11 protein-coding genes are annotated in these 12,486 nt (G+C 61.7%); 10 read left to right on the top strand and 1 reads right to left on the bottom strand.

Annotated elements, in window-relative coordinates; translation table 11 throughout:
• Window positions 1-27: 27 nt before the first annotated feature.
• The 10 genes from NKJ76_RS07345 to NKJ76_RS07300 all read left to right on the top strand — a co-directional run bounded on the left by NKJ76_RS07345 (window position 28) and on the right by NKJ76_RS07300 (window position 12,105).
• Window positions 28-1,191: a hypothetical protein gene (locus NKJ76_RS07345; RefSeq protein ID WP_352537091.1), complete on the top strand. Its 1,164-nt coding sequence runs from the start codon at window positions 28-30 to the stop codon at window positions 1,189-1,191.
• A gap of 24 nt (window positions 1,192-1,215) precedes the next feature.
• Window positions 1,216-2,232, top strand: a complete 1,017-nt coding sequence (locus NKJ76_RS07340) for a phage major capsid protein (RefSeq protein WP_352537090.1) — start codon at window positions 1,216-1,218, stop codon at window positions 2,230-2,232.
• An 18-nt stretch (window positions 2,233-2,250) separates the two neighbouring features.
• Window positions 2,251-2,766 carry a hypothetical protein gene (locus NKJ76_RS07335; RefSeq protein ID WP_352534030.1) on the top strand — a complete coding sequence of 172 codons (516 nt, stop codon included), beginning with the start codon at window positions 2,251-2,253 and terminating at the stop codon, window positions 2,764-2,766.
• Between the two features lie 81 nt (window positions 2,767-2,847).
• Window positions 2,848-3,669, top strand: a complete 822-nt coding sequence (locus tag NKJ76_RS07330; RefSeq protein WP_352534028.1) for a hypothetical protein — start codon at window positions 2,848-2,850, stop codon at window positions 3,667-3,669.
• Window positions 3,670-3,674: 5 nt separating this feature from the next.
• Window positions 3,675-4,376, top strand: coding sequence for a phage adaptor protein (locus NKJ76_RS07325; RefSeq protein WP_352534026.1), 702 nt, complete (start codon window positions 3,675-3,677; stop codon window positions 4,374-4,376).
• Window positions 4,373-5,956: a hypothetical protein gene (locus NKJ76_RS07320; RefSeq protein ID WP_352537089.1), complete on the top strand. Its 1,584-nt coding sequence runs from the start codon at window positions 4,373-4,375 to the stop codon at window positions 5,954-5,956. Before NKJ76_RS07325 ends, NKJ76_RS07320 begins: the two co-directional genes overlap by 4 nt.
• Window positions 5,953-6,396 (top strand): GNAT family N-acetyltransferase, encoded by a 444-nt coding sequence (locus NKJ76_RS07315; RefSeq protein WP_023691803.1) that lies wholly within the window; start codon window positions 5,953-5,955, stop codon window positions 6,394-6,396. The genes NKJ76_RS07320 and NKJ76_RS07315 overlap by 4 nt, the downstream gene beginning before the upstream one ends.
• A complete protein-coding gene (locus NKJ76_RS07310; RefSeq protein ID WP_352537088.1) occupies window positions 6,389-7,402 on the top strand; it encodes a hypothetical protein in 1,014 nt (337 codons plus the stop codon). The genes NKJ76_RS07315 and NKJ76_RS07310 overlap by 8 nt, the downstream gene beginning before the upstream one ends.
• 3 nt (window positions 7,403-7,405) lie before the next feature.
• Window positions 7,406-9,934 (top strand): glycoside hydrolase family 24 protein, encoded by a 2,529-nt coding sequence (locus NKJ76_RS07305; protein WP_352537087.1) that lies wholly within the window; start codon window positions 7,406-7,408, stop codon window positions 9,932-9,934.
• Window positions 9,934-12,105 carry a hypothetical protein gene (locus tag NKJ76_RS07300; protein ID WP_352537086.1) on the top strand — a complete coding sequence of 724 codons (2,172 nt, stop codon included), beginning with the start codon at window positions 9,934-9,936 and terminating at the stop codon, window positions 12,103-12,105. The genes NKJ76_RS07305 and NKJ76_RS07300 overlap by 1 nt, the downstream gene beginning before the upstream one ends.
• Here NKJ76_RS07300 and NKJ76_RS07295 read toward each other — a convergent pair.
• Complete coding sequence (locus tag NKJ76_RS07295; protein WP_352534018.1) at window positions 12,058-12,456, bottom strand: hypothetical protein; 399 nt, start codon at window positions 12,454-12,456, stop codon at window positions 12,058-12,060. The genes NKJ76_RS07300 and NKJ76_RS07295 overlap by 48 nt on opposite strands.
• Between the last annotated feature and the right edge of the window lie 30 nt (window positions 12,457-12,486).

Below are 12,486 nucleotides of genomic sequence, written 5' to 3'. Positions count from 1 at the left end.
CAGCAATCCCTCAGACGGAGCAATCCCATGGAAGACTTGAACGGAGGCGCTTCGGCGCCCGCCGAAATCTCGACTGTTGCCGACGACGTGCAGACGCCGACTCCGATCAGCACCGAACCAAACACCGCCGAGCCCAAGCCGGAACCGGAAGCGAAGAAGGCCCCGACCGCTCGGGAAGCGCTGAAGGCAGCGGCCGAAAAGGTCAATGAGAAAGCCAAGGCCGAAGGGACCGACACCGGCAAGAAACCTGCGCCGGTGGAGACCCAGCCCAAGCCGGGCGAGAAGGCTGCTGACAAGACCGACAAGACGCTTCCCGATCCGAAGCCTACCAAGCACGCGAACACCACTCAGCAGCCTGCCAAGCCGGCAGAGACAGCCAAAACCGAGTCCGGCAAGACGCAAACCAGCCATGCCGAGGCGCCAGCGCGCTTCAAGAGCGATGCCGCTGCGATGGCCGAATGGGAGAAGGCTCCCGACCCGGTCAAGGCGGCCGTTCACCGCTCGATCCGCGAGCTTGAAGCCGGCATCGAAAAGCACCGCGTGCCAGCGGAGGAATTCGAGAAGGTCCGTGACTTCCACGAACTGGCCACCAAGAACAACACCACGATGCGCGATGCGATGACGCGCTACACCAATCTGGAGCGGACGCTACTCTCGGACCCGCTGAAGGGCATTGAAGCCGTTTGCGACTATGCCGGCATCTCGCTTCGCCAGCTCGCTGCGCATGTCATGGGCCAGAAGCCAGACGAGGTGCAGGGCCAGAACGACGCCACCATCCAGCAGCTCAAGCGCGAGATCGAGACCCTCAAGCATAGCGTCGGCGGCGTGACCAGCACGATGCAGCAGCAGCATGTCGCAACGATCGACGCCCAGGTGCAGAAATTCGCGGCTGACAATCCCCGTTTTGAGGACCTGGCCGAAGACATCGCCTTTTTCCTGAAATCAGGCAAAACCGCCGATCTGGCCGAAGCTTACAAGCTCGCGGAAATGCTCAATCCCGACCCGGCCGCATCGACAACCACAGTTTCAGCAGCGCCTCAGACGCGCACCGCTCAAGACCCGCAGGCTCAGACCCTGAAGGGCCAGAAATCCATCACAGGCGCGCCCTCGGCTGGCTCAGACCCGGCAACGAAGCGGGCTTCCACCTCAATCAAGGATTCGCTCCGGCGGGCTGTGTCCCAGATCGGATAATCCATCGCAAAAAGGAGGGCCGAAATGGCTCTTACTTCCGTAGAAAAGAACCAGGAGATTTTGTCTCTGGCGCTTGAGGATCGAGCCTCGGGTTACCAGAACCTGGTCTCCAATTCCAACGCCTTGCTCAACGTGCTTAAGCGCAAGGGCAAGTTCAAGGAATACTCCGGCCCGAAGATCCGCCAGCGCCTGCTCTATACCAAGACGGGTTCGGCGGTCTGGTATAACGGCTTCGACTTCCTCAACCCGGTTCCGGCCGAGTTGTTCAACGACGCCGAATACTCGCCGAAAATGTGCGCGGTTGCCGTCACTCTCGCGAACGAGGACATCCTCAACAACGAGGGCGAAAACCAGCTCATGGACATTCTGGAGTCTCATATCGAGGCTGCGGAAGGTGAGCTGCAGGACGAGGTCGATATCTCGCTCCACGGCAACGGCACTCGCTTCGGCGGCAAGGAACTTGGCGGCCTCCAGCTCGCGGTTCCGACTGTGGTCAACTCCGGCGTCTATGCCGGAATCGACCGCGGCGCCAACGCGATTTGGCGCACTTCAGTGTTCGACGCGAACTCTGCCTTCCCGGCTATCGGAACGCAGGTCACGGCGACCACCATTCGCCCGATGCTCAACTCGATCATGACGCAGCGCTCGCGTGGCACCAGGGCCGCCGATCTCCTGCTGATGTCGCCGGAGCATTACGCGGCCTATGACGCGGCCACCGTGGCAATCCAGCGCGTCAACGATGTTTCTGGGCTCGGCAAGCTCGGCTTCACGTCGCTGAAATACTTCGGCGCCGGTCGCTCTGCTGAAATCGTCCAGGAAGGCGGCATTGGTTCCAACATGCCGGCGAACACGACCTATGGTCTGGACACCGACACGCTCTGGCTCCGCTACCACCCGGAACGAAACTTCAACAAGATCGGCAAATCCATGATGCCGATCAATCAGGACGCAAATGTCCAGTACATCGGCTTCATGGGCGAACTGACGATGAACAATCCGCTGTTCCAGTGGAAGCTCATCGACAGCAACCCGGCCGCGTAAAGGAGAGGATCCAGAAAAATGGCTTACGTTCCTCACACTCCGCACCTCGGTCTCCCGCCGATCGCCGCAACGCTCCCGGCCTCTACGGCGGCCGGGCGCTCCACTCCTGGCCCTTGGCTGGGTCAGATCATCCAGGCGCAAGATCCGGTCTACGGCGTCGGCGAGTTCATCTATCTCGCCGGCGTCGCCACCACCGGTGTCGGCTCGTGGGTGCTCTACAATCCTGACGACTGGTCGACGGTGCTCCTCGGCCCCGACATGATCGGTTCCGTTGCAGTCGCCATGTCCGCGAATGTCGCCAGCCAGTTCGGTTGGTATCAGATCAAGGGCAAGGCGATCGGCAAGGCTCTGGTCGGCTTCCTCGACAATGCCAACGTCTACGCCACGGCGACCGCCGGCAGCGTCGACGATGCTGTTGTCGCTGGCGACCGCGTCAAGAACGCCAAGGGCGCTTCTGCGATCGGCGTACCGTCTGCCGGTCTCGGCGAGTTCGAGATCGATCGACCGTACGTCGACGACGCTCTGGCCGCGTAAACGGGCCAATTCCAACAGGACACTGAAACGGGGGCTTCGGCTCCCGTTTTTCTTTGCACCCTCTCAGACAGGAGTTTCGCCATGAGTGCGAACCTGAACATCGTCAACGTCGTTTTTCGAAATCACGTCATCCCCAACGAACAAGCCAGCAGGTCCGCCGGCCGGCCGATCTTCACCGATATGGAGGTCTGCGACCTTTCATTCCCGGCAAACCGCCAGACCAAGGCGACCTATCCGGCACATGATGCCGAACCGAACGCCACGCGCGAGAGCATCGCGGCCGGCGGCGGTCTCGTCACGTATGCGCAGCTCTACAACAAGCAATATCTCGCCTTCAAAGACGGAACCTCTCAGCCGCTCTCCGGCACGCCGCTGTCCGAAGCGCCGTTCCTGAAGGAAGGCAAGCGCCGCGAACTGAAGGCTCTCGGCGTCCACACAGTCGAGCAGCTTGCTTCGCTGGACGGCACCCCGCTGAAGCAGCTCGGCATGGGCGGACGCGAACTGAAGAACCAGGCGCAGGCTTATCTCGACAATGCGGCCGGCAGCGCCGACATCGTCAACCTTGCGGCTCAGGTCGCGGCCCTGACCCAGCAGTTGGCGGATGAACGCCGGCTGCGCGAGGAGTTCATGCAAGCGGGAAAGCCACTGGAGGGCGCCAGCGCGACGGCCAAAGATACCGCCGCCGACGATGAACCCGGCGACGACGACGAGGAAACTAGCGAGGACGAGGACGGCGACGAAGAGACCGAGCCGACCACGCCGCCAACCGCTGCCGAAATCGAGGCGATGGATGATGAAGCTCTGAAGGTCTACATCGCCAAGGAAACCGGCAGTCGCCCTCGCGGCAATCCGAACCATGACACCTTGGTGGCCGCCGCCAAGGAACTGGCGATGGTGGACTGATCCCAATGACGATCCTCAGCGTCATCAAGGATGTCTGCACGGTCATCGGTTTGACCGTGCCGACCGCCGTCTTTTCGTCGACCGACCGCGAGGATATCGAATTGCAGTCGCTCGCCAACGAGATGGCGCAGAGGATCGCATTCGACACACGGGACTGGACCAAACTCAAGACGCTTGCCACCCTCACCGGCGACGGCGTTTCGACCGGCCTCAATCTCCCGGTCGATTACCAGCGCATGCTGAAGAAAGCACGCGTCTGGCCGTCGGCAAGCCCTTATACATCGCTCACGCACTATCCCGACAGCGACGAGTGGCTGGGCCTGGCGGTGCAGAATTTTCAGATCCTCGTCGGCGCCTGGACGATGATCGGCGATCAGATCCAGATCAAGCCCGCCATCCCCAACCCGGCCACGGCGCAATTCTACTATCTGACGAACAAAATCATCAAGGACAAGGACGGCGCCACAAAAGCAGCTTTCACGGCTGACGATGACGTGTTCCGGCTCGATGAGCGCGTGTTGAAACTCGGCATGATCTGGCAATGGAAGGCCAACAAGGGGCAGTCCTATTCCGAGGACATGGCGACCTATGAGGATGCCATCTCGGTGTCAGCCGGCGCTGACAAGGGCTCCAACATTCTGGCCGTCGGTGGGCGCCGCTCGACGATCGATGCTGACTTTGCCTTCCCGGGAGTAATCACGCCATGAGGGCCGGCTTCAGGCGCGTCCCTGTTGCGGCCCAATCGCAGCAGCGGCACAGCACGCTTACATTTCCAGCACCGATCCGGGGCAAGATTTCGAATGAAAATCTCGCTGCATCGAAGCCGCAGGGTGCCCGCGTCCTCGAGAACTGGTTTCCGACGACAACCGGCATCCGATTGCGCGGCGGCGAGAAGAAGAAGGCGACGATCGGCACTATCGCAGTGGTCAGCATGATGTCCTATGACGCGTCGCCGGGCCGGTTCATGTTCGCGGCGGATGGCACGAAGATTTTCGATGTCACGAACCCTGCCAACCCCAATGTAGCGCCGGCTCCCGTGGTCTCCGGGCTGACCAGCGGTTATTTCTCCTATGTGCAGTTCGAGACCGCTGGCGGCGACTACCTGTCGGCGGTGAACGGCACGGACAGCATGCGCCAATTCGACGGCACGGCATGGACGACGGTGGCCGCGCTGGGCACCATTGCCACGAACAAGCTCTCGCACGTCTGGACCTATCGCAACCGCGAATTCTTCATCCAAAAAAACAGCCTTACGGCGTGGTTTCTACCAGTCGACACCATTGCCGGCGCCGCCGTCGATCTCTCACTTGCCGGTGTCTTCCAGAAGGGCGGATCGCTGCTTTTTGGCGGCACCTGGTCGCTCGATGCCGGCGACGGTGTCGACGACAAATGCGTGTTCGTTTCGACCAAGGGCGAGGTAGCGGTCTACGAGGGTGCAAACCCCGCCGATCCGAATGACTGGTCGCTCGTCGGCCGCTATGACATGTCGCCGCCTCGCGGCAAACGGGCTGTCATGCAGGCTGGCGGCGAACTGCTGATCGGCATGGATGATGGCATCATCCCGATCTCGCAGGCGATCCAGAAAGATCGTGCCGCGCTGTCCATGATTAGTGTTTCCCGCAACATAGAACCGGACTGGCGCCGTGAGGCGGCGGCGCGCGCCAATCTGCCTTGGGAAATCCTGAAGTGGCCGCTGTTCAACATGGCAATCGTCTCGCTGCCGGCGGATGTCGGACAGGATGCGAGGTGCTTCGTCGTCAACCTGCAAACTGGAGCATGGGCGGACTACACAGGCTGGGATACGCGATGCCTAGTCCTGCATGACGGCTGGGCGTATTTTGGGACGTCGGACGGCAAGATCATGCAGTGCGAGGTCAGCGGCAGTGATGATGGCTCGCCTTATACCTGCACCTATGTTGGCCTGTTCGATCACATGAAGTCGCCGGCGCGGAGCAAGATCGTTCACATGGCGCGGACGGTCTTCCTGGCCAGCCGCAAATTCATCGCCAAGCTTTCAGTCTCGAAGGACTATCAGGTCTCACTGCCTTCGGCGCCGTCGTCGGTTGCCGACGATGTCGTTTTCGATGAATGGGATCTGGGCCTCTGGGATGTTGCGAAGTGGGACGCCAGCGCAACGAAGACGGTTTCCACGAAATGGGTCTCTGTCGGCCTGACGGGCTTTGCCATCGCGCCTCAGGTGCAGGTGACCTGTGGTGTGACGCCGACGCCTGATGCCGAGCTCGTCGCGATCGACATGACCTATGAAGTCGGTTCGGTGGTCGTTTGAAACTGATTTTCGGCCATAGCGAAGCGGTCGCTCGGTTCGTGGCCGACATGACGCCGGGCTGCGAAACCGGCTTCGGCAAATGCCAGGCGATCGGCGTGGGCGATGACGAAACCGGCGAACTCGTCGCCGGCATGGTGTTTCATGACTTTCAACCAGGCCCGGGGCTGATCCAGATTTCGAGCGCTTCGAAAACGCCGCGGTGGCTGACGGCGGATGTCCGCCACATCATGTTTTCGTATCCGTTCGACCAGATCGGTTGCCAGATGGTGGTTCTGCAGGTTTCCGCAAAGAACGAGCGCATGGTTCGAATCGCGAAGGCCTTCGGCTTCACCCCTTACCTGATCAAGCGCATGCGCGGCCGCGACGAAGACGGCTACGTTTTCACGCTCACTGAAGAAGACTGGCGCAACGGCCGTTTTACGAGGAAGACAAATGGGTAAAGCCTCAGCACCTAAGCCGCCAGATCCCAAGGAAACATCCGCGGCGTCGACCGGGACGAACATCTCGACTGCTATTGCCAACTCGTATTTGAACAACGCCAATCAGGTCGGGCCTGATGGCACGATCACCTATACGAACAGCGGCACGCAATCGATCACTGATCCCTATACGGGCAAGACCTATCAAATCCCGACGCGCACCGCGACGACGACGCTTTCCGCTGCGCAGCAGGCGATCAAGGATCAGACCGACAAGGCGCAGCTGAACCTTGGCACCCTTGCCAACAATCAGTCGTCGTTCCTGAACGATTACATGGCCAAGCCCTTCGACGGCTCAAACGATGCGACCGAAGCACGGCTGCTGCAGCTCGGGAAAGCGCGCCTCGATCCGATCTTGGCTCAACAACAAGATGCCTTGGCAACAAAGCTCTCAAATCAGGGCATCAAACTTAGCTCGGCCGCCTATGACCGAGCGATGGCCCAGCAAGGCCAGAACGTCAATGACGCCAACAACCAGCTAATCCTTTCGGGGCATGGGCAGGCGTTCGCGGAAGGGCAGGCGATCCGCAACCAGCCGATCAACGAAATCACGGCGCTGCTTTCCGGCTCGCAGGTCAGTTCGCCACAGGCCGCCGGCTATACCGGCAGCACCATTCCGACGACCGACAACGCTGGGCTGATCAACCAGAATTACCAGCAGCGCGTCGACGCAGTGAATGCAAAAAACGCGCAGACCGGAAGCTTGGTCGGAGGTCTTTTCGGTCTCGGCAGCAAGCTCATCGGACTGTCCGACGACGACGCGAAAAAGGACAAGGAACGGCTCGCCGACATCACCCCGGAAATGGGGCTGTGGAAGTTCCACTACAAAGGCGAGGCAAAGGGCGCTCCGATGCGGCTTGGGCTCATGGCCAGCGAAGTCGAGAAGGTGCGACCCGATGCTGTTTCGCGTCGGCCTGACGGTTATCGCCAGGTCGACTACGGCAAAGCTCTGTCGTTGGGGGCCTGAGACATGGCGTTGTCATTCATCTTCGATGCCGAGAAGGGCGAGACGCCTGCGTCGGTCGCCAAGAAGCGGGCTATTGTCCAGGCGCTGATGACGTCCCAGCGCGCGCCGCAGAACATCGGCGAGGGCTTGAACGCGCTCGGCGATGGCATCGTGCAGAATGTGCTCAACAGGCGCGCCGACGCGGCAGAGACCGCCGGACAAGCCCGTGCAACCGACGCGTTTGGCGGCATGATCAATGCGGGCACCTTCCCGGCGGCCCCGGGCTCTCCAGTTGCGGCCTCCGCGAGCGGCGCGGCCGACTACGGCGGCGACCAACTCGCATGGCAAGACGCAAAGCCCTATCAGAAGGCGCTGCTCAACACGATTTCCGGCCCAGAAAGCGGCGGTCGCTACAACGTCATCTATGGCGGCGGAAAGTTCGATGATTTCTCCCACCATCCGAACCAGGCGGTGCGCATCCAAACAGGGCCGAATGCTGGCCGCACCTCGTCGGCCGCCGGCAAATATCAGTTTCTTGGCTCCACATGGGACGATGAGGCGAAGGAACTCGGTTTGCCCGACTTCTCGCCAGTCAACCAGGATAAGGCTGCATGGAACCTCGCCGCCAAGACCTACAAGGCCAAAACGGGCCAAGTGCTTGATGACGTTCTTCAGTCCGGCGATCCTGACGCAATCGCCAAGGTCGGCCAGGTCTTGAGCGGGACGTGGACGAGCCTTCCCGGTGGTATCGAACAGGGGACAAACACGAACAGGTTCGTTGCGACCTATCAGAAGGCGCTTGGCGCTGGCGCTACACCCGCACAGGCAGCGCAGGTGGCTCAGCAGGAGCAGTCACAAGACCCAGTTCAGGTTGCCTCGCTTGATCCCTCCGCTGGCATGAAACCAGCCCCAGCCCCCCTCACCGCCATGGCACCCGGCACCACGGCTCCTGCGTATGATCCCAGCGGCCTCCCTCCGCTCGATCCTAATGACCCGATGGCACCCGCAACGCGTCCGACTTATCCAGGCGCTCCGCAAGGGTCTGGCACAGCTGGTGAAGTTCGCCGGGGCGCCGACGGCAAGACCTATCAGTTTGTCGAGACAACTGGCATGGCCGGCGCGACTGGTGATCAGGGATGGATTCCGGTCAATGCTGATGCGCCTTTGCCCAATCCCGGCCCCGGCGATCCTGCTGCGACCACGCCGGCCGGCCAGCGCGTGCTGTCAACAATGATGAGCCCAGAACTGCTGAGCGGTCGCGGTGGCGTCGTGCAGGCCCTCAGCGCGGCTCAGCAGCCCGTACCAGCAGCGGCAGCCCCGTCGCCGGTAGTTGCGGCTCTCGCGGGCGCTCATCAGCCGCAGCAGGCCTCGCCAGCCTCTCCCGGCGTCCAGAAGGTCGCTCAGGCAATGTCTCCGCAGCAAGACCTGTCCAGCATCCCGGTAGAGGCTGGCGGCACTGGCGGCGCTATCCAGCCCGGTCAGGGCGGTCCGTCTATTCAGCAGATCATGCAGGTTGCCGCTGACCCGTGGGCATCGCCCGAGCAAAAGGCGATGGCCAATATGATGCTCCAGCAGAAAATGCAGGAGGCCGATCCTTTGCGGCAGCTGCAAATTCAGGCTGCGCGAAAGTCTTTGGCCGTTCCGCCGAAGCAGTGGCAAAAGCTCGATGACGACACCCTGTTCGATCCGGCCAGCGGCGAGACGAAAAGCATTTCAGGCGGCGGCCCGACGAAGTTCGAAGGCAACGGCCTCGATGCGCAGGCTTGGAACATCCTCTCGACCGCCGATCCCGCTTCGCGAGAATATGCGACTGCCTACGCTATCATTTCGCAGCCAAAAACGCAGATGGTGCAGACGCCTGATGGCATGGTGCCTATTCAGATGCCGCCCAACCTTCCGGCATGGCTACAGGCTCCCGGTGGTGGTGTCGTGCCTGCCGCACCAGCCGCGCCAGGAGTGACTTCGCCCGCTCAGGTAGCGCCTCCTGCTGCTGGGGCACCGGCTCCCGCCGTCGCTGCGCCGCCTTCGGCCGCTCCTTCTGCAGGAGCCGTCATCCCAGGCACAATGAAGCCGACAGAAACACAGCGGAACCGGGTTTCCTCGGTCGACCAGGCGTTCGATGCCATCACCGGCGAACTCGACCGCTATTCGGAGCTGGTCGCCAAGACCGGCATCGAGGCAATGCCCGGCGCGTCCAAGGACAATCTGAACACCGTCCGCCAGGGCATCATGTTGCAGATGAAGGAACTCTTCAATCTGGGCGTTCTCAACGGGCCTGATCTCCAGTTGATGGAAAACATGATCTACGACCCGGTTGTCGACGTGACCAAGGACGGCGGGGCATGGAACCTTCCGAGCCAGGTCTACACCGCAGCTACTGGCGGGGCGGGTGACAGGGCGGCCAACAGCGTCAAAGAGCTGAAGCGCATGCTGGAAGGCATCAAGGATTCGGTCGACCGGACGACGGCCGAGCCGAACGCTCCGGCAGCATCGCCAAATCCGGATGGCTGGAAAGATGTCGACAACGGTGTTCGGATCAGGGTGAAACCATAATGGCGACATTCGAAATTCAAGGCGCGGACGGCAAGACCTACGAAGTCGACGCGCCCGACGAAAGGACCGCGCTGAGCGCGCTCGGCCAGGCGGGCGCATCCTCGGGTCCCGATGCTCGCGCTCAAGCCGGCATTGCGCTCGCCCAACAGATGCATGCGCTGTCGCCCGACCAAAAGCGCGCGATTGCCGGGGTCGACCAAGAGACGTTGCAGCCGGCCCGCGTGCCAGCATTCGCGCCTCCTGGCTATAATTCGCTCACCGACAAGATCGAGGGCGATGATGCTCTGAGCAAAATGCGCACCACGTCGGGCGGGATTCTGGAGGGCATCCCGATCTTGGGCCCAATGATCCGAGGCGGCGTCGATCGGGCAGCTGCTGCGACAATCGCAGGAGCGTCTGACGAGACCTATGACCAAGTTCTGAAGCGAATTCAGGCCGGCACCGCTGCGGAAAAGTCGATGAACCCGAAGCTGGATCGGGCGTCTCAGATTACTGGTGCGGTTGCTGGCACGATACCGGCCATGGCCGCAGCGCCGGAGGCTTTTGGCATTAACGCCGCCACTAATTTCGGCAAATTTGGAATGGGTGCGGCCTCTGGCGCGGTCATCAATGGAACTGACGCGCTAGTCCGCTCTGGTGGCGATCTGAACGAGGCCGGTTGGGGAGCTGCCACAGGCGCGGGCCTCGGCCTCGTTGCCCCTGCTGTGGCTCCTTTGGTCGGGAAGGGCGTCAAATATCTCGCCGATGGCTGGAACCTGCGAGGTGCGGCGAAGTCGCTCGGCGTCGATAAGGTTGCTGCCGCGATGATGGCAAAGGCTTTTGGGAACGATGCGCTCGACGCAGGTGCGCGAGGGAAACTAGCCGATCTCGGGCCATCGGGCATGGTCATGGATCTCGGCGACAACATGCGGCAGCAGGCCGCCGGCTTGGTGACGTTGCCCGGAGAAGGCCGATCGATTGTAAAAGGGGCAATCAACGCTCGCGACGCTGACGCCAACTGGCGCATTCGCTCGGGACTTGACGAAACCCTTGGCGAGGCTCCTACGCCGTCGCGCATCATCGATCGCGCCAACCGCAATCAGCAGGCGCTGGCGCCGGAGTATCGCGAAGCTTTGCGTGATGCCGGCCCCGTCGACACTCTGCCGATTGCCCGATATTTGGAGACCGAAGCCCAGACGCTGCGCGGCGATCCTCAACGGCTCGTTCAGCGCGTCCGCGCGATGCTGGACCACCAGCCTACGCCGGCCGATATTGCCAGGGCTCGCGCTAACGGCCAGCCGCCGCCCGGGACGACGCTGGTGAGCGATGCCAGCGAGTTGTTGAACACCCGCCATGCGATCGATGACATGCTGGAGACTACGCAGGGAACGAATGCGGTCAACGCGCTGACCACAGCCCGTCAGGCCGTCGATGACGAGCTTCGCGCGTCTGTTCCCGGCATCAAAGAGGTTGACGCGAAATACGCCGAACTCGCAAGGCAGAAGGAAGCGGTCGGCCGTGGTCAGACGGTCCTATCCAGCGGTAGAGAAGCGCCTCGCCCCGACGAGTTGGCGGCAGAGGCCAGGCAGGGCGCCTTGCCGCAGGGGTTGCAGATCGGACCGTCTGCCGTCCCGGTTCGTCTGCGCGAGGGAGCTCGTGCCGAGATCGAGCGCATTGTTGGCACCAAAGCCAACGACCGGGTCGCGCTTCAGCAGATCATCAAGGGCGAAGGGGACTGGAATCGCGCTCGGCTATCGACGCTCTTCGGGCAAGAGAGGGCCGGAAAAATCATCGATCTGCTGGACAGGGAGCGACTCTTTGCCGAGACCACCGATGAGGTTACCCGCAATTCGTACACAGCTGCGCGGCAGGCGGCGCAGAAGGCGCTCACAGGTCAAGGTGGCGACGGGTTCGGCGTTCCTCAAGCCTATATGGCCGGAGGGCTTCCGGGCGTGGCTCGCGCAACAGGCGTCAAGGGCGTGAATGCAGTTGTCGACGCGCTGAGCGGCCTCAAATCGGAAGCATCTCGCGCTGCGATTGCCAGGACCCTGACCAGTAACAACAGCGCCGTGATCGATGCCTTGTTGAAAGCTAACGCGGGATCGCGGTTGCCAACCTCAGAGATCGACGATGTCGCTCGAGCCTTACTGCTGTCGTCGGGCCAGCGTCCGTCGATCCCACAACGCCAGTGAACCAAAGAGCGCCAACATCGCAACTATGCCGACCCCCACTCCGACCACGAATAGCCGTCCGCTGGCTATCGTGTCCGCTGCGGCAAACCAAAAGGCGTAAGTCCCCGCCAGGCATGCGGCAATGACAAACGATATCTGGTATCGCCCGGCTTTGCTCACTCCCGCAGTCGCAGCCGGGTTCTGCATATGCACCGCCATGACAGCGCCGATTGTGCCGATGCCGCCCACCACAAGCCCTGCCATCAGATGCAGCTCAAGCATGCGCACAAGGACGGCTAGGACATCGTGAACGAAAACCAAGATCACGATCGTGATCACGGCAGCGATGACCTGAAGAATTCTGACGCGCATGGGCGCGGAACATAGACCAATCCCCCAAAA

It is taken from the genome of Mesorhizobium sp. M0029, assembly GCF_040323735.1.
GTDB lineage: Bacteria > Pseudomonadota > Alphaproteobacteria > Rhizobiales > Rhizobiaceae > Mesorhizobium.
Note: the sequence above shows the minus strand (reverse complement) of the source record. Positions and strands in the feature narration are given on the sequence as shown.

Coding starts and splice junctions, on each gene's coding strand:
- NKJ76_RS07310 (WP_352537088.1), top strand. CDS start 6,389: ATGGGTAAAGCCTCAGCACCTAAGCCGCCAGATCCCAAGGAAACATCC.
- NKJ76_RS07325 (WP_352534026.1), top strand. CDS start 3,675: ATGACGATCCTCAGCGTCATCAAGGATGTCTGCACGGTCATCGGTTTG.
- NKJ76_RS07345 (WP_352537091.1), top strand. CDS start 28: ATGGAAGACTTGAACGGAGGCGCTTCGGCGCCCGCCGAAATCTCGACT.
- NKJ76_RS07330 (WP_352534028.1), top strand. CDS start 2,848: ATGAGTGCGAACCTGAACATCGTCAACGTCGTTTTTCGAAATCACGTC.
- NKJ76_RS07320 (WP_352537089.1), top strand. CDS start 4,373: ATGAGGGCCGGCTTCAGGCGCGTCCCTGTTGCGGCCCAATCGCAGCAG.
- NKJ76_RS07305 (WP_352537087.1), top strand. CDS start 7,406: ATGGCGTTGTCATTCATCTTCGATGCCGAGAAGGGCGAGACGCCTGCG.
- NKJ76_RS07335 (WP_352534030.1), top strand. CDS start 2,251: ATGGCTTACGTTCCTCACACTCCGCACCTCGGTCTCCCGCCGATCGCC.
- NKJ76_RS07295 (WP_352534018.1), bottom strand. CDS start 12,456: ATGCGCGTCAGAATTCTTCAGGTCATCGCTGCCGTGATCACGATCGTG.
- NKJ76_RS07300 (WP_352537086.1), top strand. CDS start 9,934: ATGGCGACATTCGAAATTCAAGGCGCGGACGGCAAGACCTACGAAGTC.
- NKJ76_RS07340 (WP_352537090.1), top strand. CDS start 1,216: ATGGCTCTTACTTCCGTAGAAAAGAACCAGGAGATTTTGTCTCTGGCG.